The sequence below is a fragment of the Seongchinamella sediminis genome, from assembly GCF_003457605.1.
Classification (GTDB): domain Bacteria; phylum Pseudomonadota; class Gammaproteobacteria; order Pseudomonadales; family Halieaceae; genus Halioglobus; species Halioglobus sediminis.
In genome coordinates, this window is the sequence record NZ_QRAN01000021.1 from 37040 (window position 1) to 51960 (window position 14921).

A 14921-nucleotide genomic window follows, 5' to 3' on the forward strand; every position below is an offset into this window, starting at 1 on the left:
GATACATGCTGCCAGTATACAAACCAGGACGGCGCATGCAACACCCGCGGCGCCCACCCGGCCGTTTGCTGCGGGAAATGTTCAGCGAGTTGACATCGAGTGCTCGCTGGGTGTTGCATCGAAGGGCGATAAACGGGGCGAGCAGCTGCTGGCACCGGAGTGCTTTGATATCATCATAATTAATAGTAACCAATTCATAAAATAAACTTGATGAATGAATAAGCCCGCCCTATCGTGAACCCTTTACAGCTTTATCCATAATTCTGCTACCCAGGAGGACGACCGTGGACTTCGCCTACTCTCCCCGAACCAAAGAGCTGCTTGCCCGCGTCCAGGATTTCATGGACGCGCACATTGTGCCCCGGATACAGCAGTACAACGACGAACTGCACGCCGGGCATTATCCGGTTTCATTTATGCACGACTTGCGGGCTCTCGCCCGCTCTGAAGGGCTGTGGAACATGTTCCTGCCACACCTGAAGGAAGACGAACCGGGAACCCGCCTCAGCAATCTTGAGTACGCCCCTGTAGCGGAATTGACCGGGCGCGTGTCCTGGGCGCCAGAGGTATTCAACTGCAATGCGCCGGATACCGGTAATATGGAACTGCTGCACATGTTCGCCACTGAAGAACAGCGTGAACAGTGGCTGAACCCGCTGCTCAACGGCGAGTTTCATTCCGCCTTTGCCATGACCGAGCCGGATGTGGCTTCCTCCGATGCTACCAATATCACCACGCTGATCCAGCGCGAGGGTGATGAGTACGTGATCAATGGCCGCAAGTGGTTTATCTCCAATGCGGCACGCCCGGACTGCAGGCTGTTCATCGTCATGGGCAAGACCGATCCCGGCAATGACAATGTCCACCAGCAGCAGAGCATGATCCTGGTGCCGGCGGACACCGATGGCGTCGACATCGTGCGCAATCCCACCGTGTTGAACCACACCTCGCCGGAAGGGCATTGCGAAATTGTCTTCCGCAACGTGCGGGTGCCGGCCAGCAATCTGCTGGGGGAGGAGGGGTCCGGTTTCGCCCTGGCCCAGGCGCGGCTGGGGCCAGGCCGTATCCACCACTGCATGCGTTCGATTGGCGCAGCGCAACTGGCACTGGAACTGATGGTTGAACGGTCGCAGGAGCGCAAGACCTTCGGCAAGTACCTGCACCAGCACGGCAGCATTGGTGAGTGGATCGCAAAATCGCGGATAGAAATTGAAACCGCTCGCCTGTTGGTGCTCAAGGCCGCCTGGATGATGGACAATGTCGGCGCCCGGGAGGCGCGCAAGGAAATTGCCATGATCAAGGCGCTGGTGCCTTCAGTACACACGACAGTCGCCAACCGCGCGATCCAGGTATTCGGGGCAATGGGGCTCACGCCCGATACGCCGCTGGCGGATATTTACACCCTGGGCCGCACGCTTCATCTCGCCGATGGCCCGGACGAGGTGCACCTGCAGTCCATTGCCCGCATGGAAATCAAGTCCAGCCGGGAAAACCTGGGCGCCTCCGCCGCCTACCTCACGCCGCCCAGTCGCAACTAACGCAGCTCGAGGGGGCGAAAACGCTGACCGTGTACCCGGGTGTATTGTCCCGGCCGGTCAGTTTTCTGCCTTGCTGGCAGCAATTGTCTCGCTCAGTTCTTCGACGCGCTGAGCCAGACTGGCCTGCTCGCGCTCGAGTGGCTCCCGAGTGCTGTCATCCGAGGATTTTATCGCCGTAGAGAGTTCCTTCAGGCGCTCCCTGGACTGCTCCAGTTCTGTTTTCAGCTGCTCCGATTCTGCCGCGGAATCGGCCTTGTCAAATATCATCGCTTCGGGCGTGTTTTCCTGCTGCACTGCCCCGGCTGGCTGCTCCGGGTCCGGGTTAGTTGATTCACCCGCAGGCAATACCTTCTGTTCCGGGTCCAGTTGCCGCTGGTTCATGAACGCCGGCGACACGATCTCAACCCCGTTGTTATGCAGCGTGCTGAGAATTTTCTTGCGCAGCTTCGACTTGATGGTCAGCAATTGATTGACCTCATCGGTAAAGCCCCCCACGCGGTAGGACACGGAAAAATCGTTCAGATCAACCACCAGGGTGAAAGGATCGGTCAGGCCACAGGCCTCTGCCGCCTCGTTCAATAACTGTTCAATGGTGGCATGGTGGACGTCGTAACCCAGTGACAGGGTCGCGGATATGATCGTGCCCGAGTGGTGGACGACAGTGACCGGGTTATTGACCAGGTACATGTTGGGAAGCGTCATCAGGTCGCGGTCCTCGGTCTGGATTTCGGTATGGAAAATGCCCCGTTCCGTAACCTTGCCGAAGAAATTGGGTGAGCGGATAAAGTCGCCCGGCTTGAAGCTGTTCACCGCCCGCAGCATCAGTCCCGCCATCGCATTGGCAACGAATGTGGTGGAGGAAAGTGCGATGACGGCGGTGATCACGATGCCCAGCAGGCTCAGCACCTGGCCGCGGCTGACCTCCGACAGGGGCAGGGTGAAGATCACAATCAGCACGCCGGTCGCCGTCAATAGCAGCATGAGGGCCTGGCGGGTGACGCTGATCTCGCCGGTTTGCCCGCGGCGTAGCCAGAAGTTAAGCAGCGCGAGTACCAGTATGACGGCCACCAGGGCGGCAAGCCCCGGAAGGAAGCTCAGCAGCCTGTCAGTTTCAAAAGTCATCTCTTGCCCACCCTGCTCAGTCCTCGATAATTTCCCGGTGGATGCGCACTGCCGCACTTCGCGGACGAACCGGCTTGCCGCGGGCTAGCAGGTGCGCCTTGGTGAACGCGGCGCCAAACAGCAGTATCAGCGACGAGTAATTGACCCATAGCAGCAGCAGTACCAGCGAACCGGCTGCTCCATAGGTTGATGCAGTGGCCGTTTTCGACAGATAAATGGCAATTAGCACCCTGCCCACCGTGAACAGTAATGCTGTCAGGACTGAGCCCAGGGCCACGTCGCGCCAGGTGAGCCGGACGTCAGGAAGCACCTTGAAAATCGTGGCGAACAGCAGCGAGGCGACGAAGATGGAAAGCAGGGTATCCAATGCGCTGAAGGCAACGTCGTACCAGGGCAGCCAACCCTGTACATTGTTGAGGAGTATGCGCAATCCCACGCTCATCGACAGTGACACCAGCATGACGAAGCCGACGGCGAGCACTATGGTCAGGGAGGTCAGGCGCTTTCTTAGCAGCAGCATAATACTGTTGCGCGATGGCTTCGGGGCCACGGTCCAGATAGCGTTCAGGGAGTTTTGCATCTGGCCAAATACCGTTGTTGCTCCGACCAGCATGGCCGCCACACCGGTAATGGTTGCGAAAAGTCCGCCACTTTCAAGGCTGGAATTCGCCACCGCATTCTGCACCGTTTCGGCCGCCTCCTGTCCAAGGGTTTCCTGCAACTGCAGCGCGATCTGTCCTTCCGCGGCCTCCTGCCCGTAAAAAATGCCTATCACGCTGACGATGACGATCATCACCGGCGCAATTGAAAACAGCGTGAAAAACGCGAGTGAACCGGCGTTGGCAAACGCGTTACTCTCCAGCCAGAAATCCACTGACTGCTTCAGAATGCCAAACCAGTATTTTGCATGTTGTTTAAGCTGCGGGAACATCGCCTGTTTCTTATCACTGAGAGGTCAGCGGTAGCCGACACGATGTAGCAAGTATAGTGCGGAATGCCAGCGCGCTGCGAGTGGGAACGGACATTTAATACCGGAAAGGCCCTGGTACCTGGCAGGCCACGCGGCAAGAAAGTGTAGACAGAACTTTGGCTGCAGTTTCGGTCTACTCTCTACTATGAATCGAAAATAATTTCGGGAGCAACATATGGATTCAGCAGAGAAGGCCATCCAGCTATATACATCACGAAGCAGGAGCTATCTTCGTTTTGTCAATGCATTTGCCTATGCCAGAGGCCTGCGCGCCTATTGGGAGAAGTCCGTGCACCTGAAATCAGGTCTCGCTGTGCTCGATGCAGGCTGTGGAACAGGTATTGCATCAATGGCACTGAGGCAAGCCATGGTCGGGCGTGGACTCAAGCCAGGGACTATCAAGTGCTTTGATATCACGCCACAGATGCTGACGATTTTTCGAGAAAAAGTCGACAACGAAGCCATCGAAGGTGTTGAAATTGTGCAAGCTGACGTGCTGCATCTGGACAGTCTGCCTGTCGATTGGAAAGATTTCGACCTGATTATTTCAGCGGCCATGATGGAATATCTGCCCAGCGAGCAACTCGTCGATGCCTTATCCGGACTCAGATCGCGCCTGAGTGAGACAGGCCGTATGGTTTTATTTATCACCCGAAAAAACTGGCTGATGAAGTTGCTGATAACCAGGTGGTGGCACGCAAATTACTATCATAAGTCGGAGTTATTTGACTGTTTTAGCCGCGCAGGCTTTAGCGAAATCACATTTGGCAGCTTCCCATTTCCTTATAAACACCTCGCTCTCTGGGGCCACGTCGTCGAAGCGGCGTAATCAGCGACCCGGCCGCCGTTAGGCGAAAGAGGTGTCAGAGGTCGGTGATTGATCAGCTCGCGCTGATTGACATTCAGGCTGAGCATGTCGGCGCCACCACACTTTATTACTCGTATCCACAGGGTTTTTCCCCGTCCGATCGGGTCATGCTGTATCGGGCGCAGGGGACGAAAAGGCTGCCTCTGATAGCGCGTCTGGTCCACGGGTTGGTCTTCGCTCCCGACTTCAATGCCTGCAAAATTGCGATGGCAATCCAGAGTAGTGAAACGACGAATATCGTATCGGTGGTTAAAATGTTGGTGATTGGGTCGGTCATGACAGCTCTCCCTGGTTCGCTGCATCGGCTACCACCCGGAAGTCAAGCACTTGCATGTACCAGTCGGCGGCTTCATCGCGACGGGGGACGTACAGATGCACATGGTCGATGCCAGTGAATTGTGGTGTCATTGCCTTGCTCCTTGATATGGAAAGAGAGTTGCTCCCTGGATCGTCAATGCCGCCACTGGCTCTCGCCAGTGCGGAAACGCGGCGCGGCAGAGGGGAAGTTCGCCATCGATCCTGGCAACGCCAGGCTTCACTTTCTCCAGCCGCATGATTTTGCACTCCGGGGCTAACTTAATCGCAAGCTTAAAACCTCAACCTGGCTTTAGGTCAAGACTTGTTTTCAATAGTCGGGGAAAAAGTGTCCGGCGCAGTCTATGAGTGCTGCCAATCATCCTGTGGGTGCCGTTTCCAGCCCCAGCCGCACATTTTCTCGCTGGAACATTTCTCTAATCCTGGCGCCATCGGAGGGTTCTTCTTCAAGCGTCTCAGGGTTCCATTGACTTCTCGGAGTATTGAAGAAGTCTCCACCATAAATGTGAATGCCTCCTGTGAACCGCCGTAATGGATTGGTGACAGAATGCAGCGCATCTTCAGGTAGCATCGCTGCATCCCCTGCGAATAATGCCTCTGCGCCGAACGCCTTGATCTTCTCGGGCGTTCTCTTCCAGAAAATATTGTCCTCGCGCCCTGTGTAGATTCCAATGTTGGCCCACATTAAGTGTTCATGCGGCATCAAGTTCATTTGCGGTGTCCATGTCGCTGCAAATATCGTTAACCTTGGCGACGCAAAAAGAACCTTCAGCCCCGCCTTGTCGGGTTCACCGAGTGCCGCCAACACGCCCCTGGGATTAGAGATAGCACGTGCCATTACTTCATGGACAGCGGCTTGAGCCTCTGCCTCGTCATTGGCGGCTATACAGTCCGCGACAAATCTGTCTAGTTCCATGCCGTCTCTCCCTGTTGATGTGGATCGTTTAGTTGCGGCACGCGCAGCTTACTGCAGGCAACCAGCCTCATATCAATGGAAATGTGACGTCGAGCCTAGCGGTCCGTAAGTGAATATGCATTGCAACGCTGCTTCGGATAGAGGTAAGTCTGCAATCTGAGTGTAGACCAGATGTTCCCGAATAGGCGAAAGCAGCCGCTCCACCGGACCTGGCTAGAGGCAGCGGGCCGCTTCCATCGGGTAAGCGGACAAATCTGAATCTATTGAGAACGACGACTCCATGCAACAGAGACCGCGGGCGTGTCACCTAAAATCTGCCGGATTTTATGGCTGACGGGGGTCCCCGTCCTGGAACTGGTCGTAGCGGTCACCCAGGGCCAGAAAAGGCGAGTAAATGGATTCTTCAATAATTGTATCTTCCCACTTGTCAGCTCCAGGGTCCTCACTGAGCGCTTCTCGGATCGCGGCGGTAGTTCGATCACGGGTGTCGGTTCTATGGATATAAGCCGCGGCTTCCCCCTCCCGAAGCCGGGCTCGCGCACCTGGAATCTCCGCGAGTTCTGACAGTGCCGCCTTGCTCTCGACGACTTCCCCAAGATCGCTCAGCGCCATCGCCTGCAAGGCCAGGCGATCCACTGCCTCCTCCAGCTCGGGTAGCAGTTCCAGTACTTTATCCGGTCGGCCCTGCAGGGTGCGCAATTGGGCATACTCGAAGGCCATCGAGCCCTGCAGCGAGGGGTGGATGGCTTGCAACAGTTCCAGTTCTCTCTCGACATCGCCCAGCCTGAGCACCGCAAACAATGTGATCAGAAGGTTGTGTCTGGAGATGCGGGAATAGGGCTCCAACTCCACCACGCGCTGCCACATACTGGCGGATCGTTCTCGTTCCCCGGAATTGAACAGGTCACTGGCTCGGGTTCCCAGCGCAAGGACATTGTCAGGGTCCAGCTCCAGCGCACGGTCCAGGTGGTCGATCGCCAGGTCATTTTCGCCTGAGTAGGCGTAGAGGTGGGCCTGTCGCACGTGAGCCTCGGCGAGATCTGGGTCCAGCAGCAGGGCCCGCTCGACGGCTCGCCCTTGCACCCTCAGGTACTCTTCACGGTCCAGCTCTTTCGTGAAGAAGTGCTGCTGTGTGTAAACACCCCGCCAGCGCCAACCAGGCCTCCGGGTAGTCAGGGTCCGCAGCAACAGCCTCCAGGTAGAACTCATGGGCGCGCTCGATGTCACCTTCGGTCAGCCGCTGGTAGAACAGGTCGCCCTGTTCGACAAGCGCGACAGCATTAGCTCTTGCCGGGCTCACCGGTGGAGCCCCGGGACTCTCCCTGAGACCGATTTTCACCGCGCCTGTCATAAACAGCACGAACAAGCAGACAACTGCCGTAAGGCCGAAGGTGGTCCATTGAGTTGTCGGTCGCTTGCGGTCGCGAGGCGTCGATGGGTGCTCCGTTCCCGCCAGGGGTTTTTCAACCGTCACCGGGGGGATCAAGTGGTAGCCGAATCCTCGATCCAGCGCGATATAACGGGGTGCCTGTCCGTCGTCATCGATGGCTCGCCGCAACAACTTGACTCGCTGCTTGATGGTGGCCTGTGTGACATAGCGGCCATCCCACACCTCCCGCTGCAAGTCCTCTGCAGACAGCGCTTCCGGTGTGTGCCTTACAAGCGCGCTCAATAACTTGCGGGACAGCGGCGCGAGACGGACCTCCCGGGATCCGCGGAACAGGCGTCCGGAAGCCGGACAGAACAGCAGATCACCGAACCGGTACTGTACTTCAGGCGGGTGCGTCATGATGTCAGGCGGCCTGAAAATGGTCTGGAAACCTACCCCAAAGTATGGTCCAGGCGGTGAAAATTTCAAGTTCACCCGACTTTCACCCGAATTTCACTCTCCCCGAACCGGGACTGGGCTAGTTTTTTTGCATCGGCGACAACTCGTCAGCGCGATCACCACACGTGTGCGGCGAGCGCCTTTCTGTTACCCACGGAGGGAACCATGAACAATCATCACGACCTTGAATGTTATCGGCGACAGGTACGCAGGGCGCTGTATGCCCCACTGTTCATCAGCCTGTCATTATCGGCACAGGCCGCCGGACCCGGTTTCTCCGAGTGGGGCACACCGGTGGCTACGGTCGACGGCGGCTGCCCCATCGAATCCCGCAATGGCAACCTGCTGTACACCGCTTCCGGCAGTGCCGGGACACTGGATATCTGGACCTACCGGCGTGATGGTCGTAAGCGCGAATTCACCGACAGAACGCGCCTCGCAGACCCGGTCAGCCTGGATACCGCCCAGGATTTCTGCCCCACACCACTGGCGGGCCACTGGCTGATGTTCGTGTCGGACCGTCCGGGCGAGGATACCTGCGGCGGCCCGGACATGTATGTCACCCAGTACCGACCCGAGCCAGCGAAGAGTTTCGGTCCCGCGGTCAACCTCGGCTGTGCGCCAGGCGGTCCCAACACTGGGGGCGCGGAATACAGCCCGGCACTGGTGAACACCTCGGCGGGTACTTACCTGTATTACTCGAGCAACGTCGGCGGCGACCAGGATATCTACTGCAGTGAAATGCTGCCCGACGGCAGTTTTTCCGCGGGTGCGCCGGAGGCCGGGCTGAATACGGCGTCGGATGACCGGCAGCCCAACCTGGCACGCGACGGCCTGACCATCGTCTTTGCCTCCGACCGCGACACCGGAGGATTCGATGTTTTCATGTCCACCCGCGAATCCCTGGGATCGCCCTGGTCCACACCGCGCAATCTTAGCGTGGAACTGGGCTTCCCTACGGCGCCACTCGGAGAAACGCGCCCATCCCTGAGTTGGGACGGGAAGCGTCTGTACTTCGGCGCGGCGGGCACCGTTTACGTAAGCGAACGGGAGTCGGGAAAGTAGGATAGGGCGCGTTGCCTGGTCGGCTGAACTACAGATTCAACTTGGGCCGTCGATATGTAGGGATTTTGCTGGCCTTACCAGGCGCAGGTTCTGGTGGATGGCGTCGCGCACCTCTGCGGGCACCCCGGCCGCTTCGGCAAATTCCGGCCAGCGCGCCACCGAGGCCGCCACCTCGCCGACAATGGCCTCGGCCCGGCCGCGTTTCATCAAGGCGGACCGGGCGCAGCTTTTGAAGTCCTCCAGGCTGAACCCGTCGCGCTTGCCGTTCATGCTCATCTGGTGGCTGGCCGTCCAGGCCCCGGCGGGGTTGTAGCTGTAGGTCATGTCGAAGGCCGGGGAGAGGGACCACTCGCCGGCCTTGTTCATCAGGAAGGCGATGTTCTTGACGTGGTCGTCCTGGTTGCGGGCGAGGATGTTGAAGGCCATGCGCCGGAACTGCTCTTCGATCGCCTTCATAGGCAGGTTCAGCTGGCGCATCACCAGCAGCGCCTGTTCGTAGCTGTAAGCGCCGGCGAGGTTGAAGTCGTAGTGGGCGAGGGCGCACAGAGATTGCATGTGTAGCTTCTCGCCGCCGGGGAGGCGGTCGAAGCGGCGGGTCATGAAGTGCTGGCGACCGTTCTCCTCGAACAGGCGGCACTCCTCGATGTCGATCCCGCAGTCCCGGGCCATCAGGTAGTAGGCATACTCGATCAGGCCGTAACCCTTCGGGTCCTCCAGTTCCTTGTCGCGGTTGCCGCTGACTCCGTCGAACTTGAGCAGCCAGTAATCGAAGCCTTCGCCCGCGGCCACCTGCCCCGAGCGGACCTCATTGGTGACCTCGTTCCAGGCGATAACCGCCTTGGCCCGGGCGCCGCCGGCAGAGGTGCCGACACGCAATATGTCGCGCAGGGCGTCCGCCTTGCCCGCGCCGCTGAAGGAGGACTGCAGCGCGTTGCGGTGACTGAGGATATCCGAGGCCAGTTCCACCAGCCGGTCGACCTCGATACGTGTGGCCTGGCGCGGTGTGGGCCCCGTAGCCGGTGCGAATTCCAGCGCGCCCATGCCGCGGGCGCCGGTATAACACAGCCGCTCAACGGCATTGAAGGACGCGGGGCTGCGGCCCTGGGCCGCGAGCCAGGCGTCGATAAGGGTGTTGCCGAATCTGTCCGGCAGGGAGTCGGCGAGCAGCCCCGGCAGGCCGCGAAAGGTTTCCCGGGCCAGGTCCGGGAAGCGGTATACCCGCTGCGCGAGGGGCATGACCACCGGGGCTACCTGTATGCCGCTGGCGGCGAAGTCGGCGGCGTATTCAAAGGCCGCCACTTCCTCGCCTTCAGCCAATGACACCGCGCCGATGGTGCGGCCCCAGAGGCGCACTTCCGCTATCGTGGTCACCTGTCATCACCCCAGGACCAGGGCTCCTGGCCGCTGCTGCGCCGGCGCTTGCCCGCGGCCCGCTGGCGCGGCTTGCCCCTGCGCTGGAGCAGGTCCATGGGTCGCGGCCCGGATGCGGGAACCAGGTTGTCCAGCCCCGGCATGGCATCGATTACCCGCAATACTCTGACCAGGCTGGAGAGCTGGGAGGAGTGGCCGGCCTCCATGCGCTCCAGGGTGCGCTTGGCGATACCGGCCTGCTCGGCCACCGCAGCCTGGGTGAGTTGCAGCTCTACCCTGCGGGCAGCGAGTCGCGCCCCCAGTTCGGTGAGAATGGCTTCGTCAGTCAATAGCGGGGTGATCTTCATAATCGCGCCTTGTTACGATATAAGATTTATAGATTAGTTATATCGTAATACCTAACGAATAAGATATCTTCTCGAGTATACACAAAACTCGACATATCATGCGAAATAAATGAAATAACTATATATATCGTAATATATGACGAAAAAATCACATAGCTGCCCTGAGTAGCATCTCGCCACGCTTGGGATTCCTGCCTGTATTTTGCACGAATCAGCAAGGCCCCGGGCGCAACTGGAGGTGGCCTTCGGTAGCGGCGGCCAGATTCCGCTTGAACATCATGGCGACGTAGCCCAGCGCCGCGAGCGCCTGTTCGTTGTCCGCTGATCGCACGACCGCAGGCGGTAGCAGAATTCGCTATATGACCACCCCACGAAATGATCAGAAAATCTAATATCCGCCAGCTATAAAGCTAATCTTGATAGTGTTAGTGGTAGTGGCCGGAGCTTCCTTCCCACGCGCACTTCTCGCCGCCCAGTACCCTGAAAGAAAGTCCAATAAAAGGAAGTTGTGATGAAGCACATCATGCTGGCAGTTACCTGCTTTTTCGTTAGCCTTCCCGCATTTTCTGCCCCGGCAGATGGCAAGGGCAACAGGTTGGTTAGTCCATTCGAAACGCAGGACATCTTTGCGGTGGAGGTGGCTGATCCGCTCTCAGGGGCGACCAACACGCTAACGGAGGCAGCGAGAGGCGGCCACGGGCGACTCGACCTCTACCAGATCGAAACCAGCGCTGACGTGGCCGCGGCGATGCGTGCTTCGGGTTACGATATTACGTATTCGGAAGTCGCCGCAGACGGGACCTTGAGCCTCGAGGTGTGTAGATTTGCATTTAAAACTGACCCAGGATTTGCATCTAATATTGACCCACCCTGAACGCCAGATTATGGCGTAGTTTTTCGTTTCTTGCTGCCTTTTCCTTCCTCCTGATTAATTGTTGAGTGCTTCAGCCGATAGCTGTCATTGCCGGTCTCAAGGATATGGCAGTGATGGGTCAGTCGGTCCAGCAAGGCCGTGGTCATCTTCTCGTCTACAAACACTGAGGACCATTCTGCGAAGCTGAGATTGGTGGTGATGACGATGCTGGTGCGTTCGTAGAGCTTGCTGATCAGGTGGAACAGCAGGGCTCCACCAACCTGGCTGATCGGCAAGTAACCCAGTTCGTCCAGGATCACCAGATCGGTGTGGATCAGCCGGTTGGCGATGCGCCCCTGCTGCCCAGCCTGCTTCTCCTGCTCCAGTAAGTTTACCAGTTCGATGGTAGACAGGAACCTGACGCGCTGGCGGTGGTGCTGGATCGCCTGCACACCAATGGCCGTTGCCAGGTGGGTCTTGCCGGTACCTGGCCCACCGACAAGCACCACGTTCTGGCTATCTTCCAGGAACTGGCAGCGGTGCAGCGATCTCACCAGCGCCTCATCCACCATGCTCTGGCTAAAGTCGAACCCCGTCAGATCCCGGTAGGCCGGGAACTTGGCCGCTTTCATCTGGTAGTTGATGGAGCGTACCTCGCGTTCCGAGGACTCTGCCTTCAGCAGCATCTCCAGTATCGGCACCGCCTGTTGATAGGCTGGCGAGGACTGGTCTGAGAGAGTGCCGATAGCATCGGCCATGCCGTGCAGCTTCAAGGTCTTCAGGGTCGTGATCATGGCGTCAGGATTCATGATTGTTTCTCCTCAATTGGTCATAGCGGGCAGTATTGGCCTCTGGTTCAGTGACCAGTTTCAGGGCCGGTGGCGGCTTCAGCGGCTGTGGGCGACGGGGCTCGGTCAGCCGGCTGAGGCAGTTCAGGACGTGCTGCTTGGAGGGCTCACCCGCTTCCAGGGCTTTGGCGACGGCGCGCTCAACCTGCTGTTCGTCGTGGAGCAGAACCAGGGCGAGTATGTCCACCATCTCCCGGTCGCCACCGGGGCGCTTGATCAATCGGGCTCGCAACTGCCGGAAGCTGTCCGGTAACTCCAGGAATGGGGCTCCGTTACGCAAGGCACCCGGTTTACGCTGGGCCACCGACAGGTAGTGGCGCCAGTCGTAGAGCGTTCGCCCCGGAGTGCTCTTGTCCCGATTGAAGACCCGTACATGCTCTGCCACCACCTGTGCCTCGGCGACGATCAGCAGTCGCTCCGGGTACACACGTAGGCTAATCACCCGGTTGGCGAAGCTGGCCGGGACGCTGTAGCGGTTGTGCTCGTAGGTGATCAGACAGGTCGAGGACACCCGCTTACTGTATTCGATGAAGCCATCGAATGCCGCGGGCACCGACATCAGCTTGGGCTGTTCGTCCACAAGGCACTCAGCCAGCGAGCGGTTCTTCATCTGTGGATGGGCAGTGTCCAGCCACAGGGCCTGACAGCGGCCATACAGCCAGTTGTTAAGTTCCTGCAGGGATTTGAACGGTGGCGTGTCGTACCACAGCCCCTGGCGGGCATCCAGCACCGCCTTCTCCACCTGGCCCTTCTCCCAGCCGGCGGCGGGATTACAGAACTCGGGCTCATACAGGTAGTGGCCGACCATGGCGTGGAACCGCTTGTTGACCTGGCGTTGTTTGCCTCGGCCCACCTTGTCCACGGCGGTCTTCATGTTGTCGTAGATGCCGCGCTCCGGGATGCCGCCGAAGGCCCTGAAGGCGTGATAGTGCGCATCAAACAGCATCTCGTGCGACTGCGTGAGGTAGGCCCGCAGGAAGAAGGCCCGACTGTAGCTGAGTTTGAAGTGGGCGATCTGCAGCTTGGTGCTGATGCCGTTGATCTTGACCCAGTCCTCGCTCCAGTCGAACTGGAAGGCTTCCGCCGGGGCGAACTGCAGCGGAACAAAGGCTTTGCCGGGTTGGCGCTTGGCGTCCTGCTGTGCCTGGCGCCACTGGCGGGCGAAGGCGGCCACTCGGTCGTAGGAGCCGGTGTAGCCCAGTTCCACCAGATCTTTGTACAGGCGCTTTACTGTGCGTCGCTGCTTGCGGTGCCGGCGGGACTCCCGGAACAGCCAGTTGGTTAGGGTCTCTTCGTAGTCATCCAGTTTGCTGGGGGATTTACGAGGGGGGTATGCCGGCTCCAGTTCCTGGCTGGCGAGGTACTTACGGACGGTGTTTCTGGACAAGCCGGTTCGGCGTGCGATCTCCCGGATCGGCATGCCCTCTCGCAGGCGCCAGCGCCGAATTACACTTACTAATGCCACGTCTATCACTCCTGTTACCCCTGCTCAATTTTTTGCGCAGGGAGGGGTTATACGTGGGTCAAAATTCGATGCAAATCTGGGGGGTTAGTGGGTCAGTTTTGGGTGCAAATCAACACCGGTACCGCCTCGTTTATCGTGACCTCGTCCATTTTGCCGAATACGGAGTTTCCCCAGTTCGCCTCCGAGAGGCTCGCGGCATGGGACGCAGCAGGCGGCCTCCCGTTCGAACCGGTCAGCGGCGACTGGCAGATGGCATCCGGTCATGACGACGCGGCCTACAAACGACTCTCCACCACCATTGACCTGACCGGCGCATCGAGCGCTTCGCTGGAATTTGCGACGTCCTATGCCATCGAAACCGATTGGGATTACCTTATCGTCGAGGCCCACACGGTCGGTGCGGACGACTGGACGACGCTGCCCGACAGCAATGGCAATACCACTCAGGACACCGGACAGTCCTGTCTCGCGGGCTGGGTCAACCTGTTGCATCCCTTCCTGGCCCGATACATGGACGCCGCCTGCAACCCCACCGGTACGACCGGTGCGTGGCACGCCGCCACCGGCGCGTCGTCAGGGATCGAAAACTGGTCGATCGACCTGACGGCCTGGGCAGGCGCCGAGGTCGAAGTCTCGATCTCCTATGTCACCGACTTCGCCGCTGGTGATCTCGGCGTCTTTCTCGATGACGTCGCGGTGACCATCGACGGCAGCCCAGCCGTCGCAACGTCGTTCGAAGACGGCTTAGGCCCCTTCACCATACCCGGCCCACCCCCAGGCAGCGCCCCCAACAACAGTGACTGGATGCGGGTCGGGATTCTGTTCGGGGTGTCCAGCATGATCGCCACCGAGGACACACTGCTGTTTGGCTTCGGTTTCGAAGGCATCTCGACAGCCGACGAACGCAACGAGGTCATGGCCAGATCACTGGAACATCTGCTTGGTGAATGAATTGCACGGCCCGCTGTGGTTTAACTATTAACTAAAGTTGGAGCGAGCGAACCGGGTGAAAATCCATGACTGAACTGCTGCGTGTACTCGTCCTCGAAAAGCGCTGGGCTACGAAACGCCAGATGTTAGATTTGACCCGTATGTTGCAGTGACCGGTTGAATATGCAGGCGATTGCGGTCCTTGTACCTCAGGAGGAGTGAGCACCGATTACTTCCCCGTCCAGCTGTTCTGTGCCACGCTGACGGCACAAAGATTCTCTATATGCCTCCACGAACAGCAGGTCAATAATCCTGAATCACTAAATTTTATGGGGGGTGAAGGGCTGAGAGGACTGTGGCTATTTCCTGATGTTAATCAATTCACTGGGTTCCACGAATATTTTGCTGAGGCATTCACCTTCCATATTGTTGTACTTGTCCAGTTGCCCCATGCAGCTACTCGGTCACTAGCCCGACATACAATA

At 58.6% G+C, this 14921-nt stretch carries 15 protein-coding genes; 5 read left to right on the forward strand and 10 right to left on the reverse strand.

What is annotated here, in order from left to right; translation table 11 throughout:
• The first annotated feature begins 284 nt into the window (after nucleotides 1-284).
• Entirely contained in the window at nucleotides 285-1538 is a 1254-nt protein-coding gene (locus tag DWB85_RS16320) for an acyl-CoA dehydrogenase family protein (protein WP_117956690.1), read from the forward strand.
• Between the two features lie 57 nt (nucleotides 1539-1595).
• Here DWB85_RS16320 and DWB85_RS16325 read toward each other — a convergent pair whose 3' ends face one another.
• Both DWB85_RS16325 and DWB85_RS16330 read right to left on the reverse strand, forming a co-directional pair.
• Entirely contained in the window at nucleotides 1596-2660 is a 1065-nt protein-coding gene (locus DWB85_RS16325) for a mechanosensitive ion channel family protein (RefSeq protein ID WP_117956693.1), read from the reverse strand.
• Nucleotides 2661-2676: 16 nt separating this feature from the next.
• Complete coding sequence (locus tag DWB85_RS16330; RefSeq protein ID WP_117956695.1) at nucleotides 2677-3591, reverse strand: YihY/virulence factor BrkB family protein; 915 nt, start codon at nucleotides 3589-3591, stop codon at nucleotides 2677-2679.
• A 214-nt stretch (nucleotides 3592-3805) separates the two neighbouring features.
• Here DWB85_RS16330 and DWB85_RS16335 point away from each other — a divergent pair, with 214 nt between their 5' ends.
• Nucleotides 3806-4459: a class I SAM-dependent methyltransferase gene (locus DWB85_RS16335; RefSeq protein WP_117956697.1), complete on the forward strand. Its 654-nt coding sequence runs from the start codon at nucleotides 3806-3808 to the stop codon at nucleotides 4457-4459.
• 312 nt (nucleotides 4460-4771) lie between these two features.
• On the opposite strand, the gene DWB85_RS16345 is transcribed toward DWB85_RS16335, so the two are convergent.
• The 4 genes from DWB85_RS16345 to DWB85_RS16360 form a co-directional block, all read right to left on the reverse strand.
• On the reverse strand, nucleotides 4772-4906 hold the full coding sequence (locus tag DWB85_RS16345) for a VOC family protein (RefSeq protein ID WP_117956702.1): 135 nt from the start codon (nucleotides 4904-4906) through the stop codon (nucleotides 4772-4774).
• A 265-nt stretch (nucleotides 4907-5171) separates the two neighbouring features.
• On the reverse strand, nucleotides 5172-5729 hold the full coding sequence (locus tag DWB85_RS16350) for a hypothetical protein (protein ID WP_117956704.1): 558 nt from the start codon (nucleotides 5727-5729) through the stop codon (nucleotides 5172-5174).
• Between the two features lie 324 nt (nucleotides 5730-6053).
• A complete protein-coding gene (locus DWB85_RS16355) occupies nucleotides 6054-6812 on the reverse strand; it encodes a tetratricopeptide repeat protein (protein WP_162846168.1) in 759 nt (252 codons plus the stop codon).
• A 13-nt stretch (nucleotides 6813-6825) separates the two neighbouring features.
• Nucleotides 6826-7518, reverse strand: coding sequence for a winged helix-turn-helix domain-containing protein (locus DWB85_RS16360; RefSeq protein WP_117956708.1), 693 nt, complete (start codon nucleotides 7516-7518; stop codon nucleotides 6826-6828).
• 204 nt (nucleotides 7519-7722) lie between these two features.
• Between DWB85_RS16360 and DWB85_RS16365 the strand changes: the two genes are divergently transcribed.
• Entirely contained in the window at nucleotides 7723-8622 is a 900-nt protein-coding gene (locus DWB85_RS16365; protein ID WP_117956710.1) for a TolB-like translocation protein, read from the forward strand.
• A gap of 36 nt (nucleotides 8623-8658) precedes the next feature.
• Here DWB85_RS16365 and DWB85_RS16370 read toward each other — a convergent pair whose 3' ends face one another.
• Together DWB85_RS16370 and DWB85_RS16375 are read right to left on the reverse strand one after the other, a co-directional pair.
• The gene (locus DWB85_RS16370; protein ID WP_117956712.1) at nucleotides 8659-9993 is read right to left on the reverse strand and encodes a type II toxin-antitoxin system HipA family toxin; all 1335 of its coding nucleotides are present in this window, start codon (nucleotides 9991-9993) and stop codon (nucleotides 8659-8661) included.
• Entirely contained in the window at nucleotides 9990-10340 is a 351-nt protein-coding gene (locus tag DWB85_RS16375) for a helix-turn-helix domain-containing protein (RefSeq protein WP_117956714.1), read from the reverse strand. The genes DWB85_RS16370 and DWB85_RS16375 overlap by 4 nt, the downstream gene beginning before the upstream one ends.
• Nucleotides 10341-10851: 511 nt before the next feature.
• On the opposite strand from DWB85_RS16375, the gene DWB85_RS16380 reads away from it, so the two are divergent.
• Nucleotides 10852-11214: a hypothetical protein gene (locus DWB85_RS16380; RefSeq protein WP_117956717.1), complete on the forward strand. Its 363-nt coding sequence runs from the start codon at nucleotides 10852-10854 to the stop codon at nucleotides 11212-11214.
• A gap of 8 nt (nucleotides 11215-11222) precedes the next feature.
• On the opposite strand, the gene istB is transcribed toward DWB85_RS16380, so the two are convergent.
• Together istB and istA are read right to left on the reverse strand one after the other, a co-directional pair.
• Nucleotides 11223-12002 (reverse strand): IS21-like element helper ATPase IstB, encoded by a 780-nt coding sequence (gene istB, locus DWB85_RS16385; protein ID WP_117956718.1) that lies wholly within the window; start codon nucleotides 12000-12002, stop codon nucleotides 11223-11225.
• The gene (gene istA, locus DWB85_RS16390; protein ID WP_476707474.1) at nucleotides 11992-13515 is read right to left on the reverse strand and encodes an IS21 family transposase; all 1524 of its coding nucleotides are present in this window, start codon (nucleotides 13513-13515) and stop codon (nucleotides 11992-11994) included. The genes istB and istA overlap by 11 nt, the downstream gene beginning before the upstream one ends.
• A 93-nt stretch (nucleotides 13516-13608) precedes the next feature.
• Here istA and DWB85_RS16395 point away from each other — a divergent pair, with 93 nt between their 5' ends.
• A complete protein-coding gene (locus DWB85_RS16395) occupies nucleotides 13609-14457 on the forward strand; it encodes a M6 family metallopeptidase (protein WP_133300652.1) in 849 nt (282 codons plus the stop codon).
• Nucleotides 14458-14921 lie beyond the last annotated feature (464 nt).

What these genes read in the sequence shown, in the direction of transcription:
- DWB85_RS16325 (WP_117956693.1), bottom strand. Translation starts at nt 2,660, where the DNA reads ATGACTTTTGAAACTGACAGGCTGCTGAGCTTCCTTCCGGGGCTTGCC.
- DWB85_RS16380 (WP_117956717.1), top strand. Translation starts at nt 10,852, where the DNA reads ATGAAGCACATCATGCTGGCAGTTACCTGCTTTTTCGTTAGCCTTCCC.
- DWB85_RS16350 (WP_117956704.1), bottom strand. Translation starts at nt 5,729, where the DNA reads ATGGAACTAGACAGATTTGTCGCGGACTGTATAGCCGCCAATGACGAG.
- DWB85_RS16335 (WP_117956697.1), top strand. Translation starts at nt 3,806, where the DNA reads ATGGATTCAGCAGAGAAGGCCATCCAGCTATATACATCACGAAGCAGG.
- DWB85_RS16330 (WP_117956695.1), bottom strand. Translation starts at nt 3,591, where the DNA reads ATGTTCCCGCAGCTTAAACAACATGCAAAATACTGGTTTGGCATTCTG.
- istB (WP_117956718.1), bottom strand. Translation starts at nt 12,002, where the DNA reads ATGAATCCTGACGCCATGATCACGACCCTGAAGACCTTGAAGCTGCAC.
- DWB85_RS16365 (WP_117956710.1), top strand. Translation starts at nt 7,723, where the DNA reads ATGAACAATCATCACGACCTTGAATGTTATCGGCGACAGGTACGCAGG.
- DWB85_RS16360 (WP_117956708.1), bottom strand. Translation starts at nt 7,518, where the DNA reads ATGACGCACCCGCCTGAAGTACAGTACCGGTTCGGTGATCTGCTGTTC.
- DWB85_RS16375 (WP_117956714.1), bottom strand. Translation starts at nt 10,340, where the DNA reads ATGAAGATCACCCCGCTATTGACTGACGAAGCCATTCTCACCGAACTG.
- DWB85_RS16345 (WP_117956702.1), bottom strand. Translation starts at nt 4,906, where the DNA reads ATGACACCACAATTCACTGGCATCGACCATGTGCATCTGTACGTCCCC.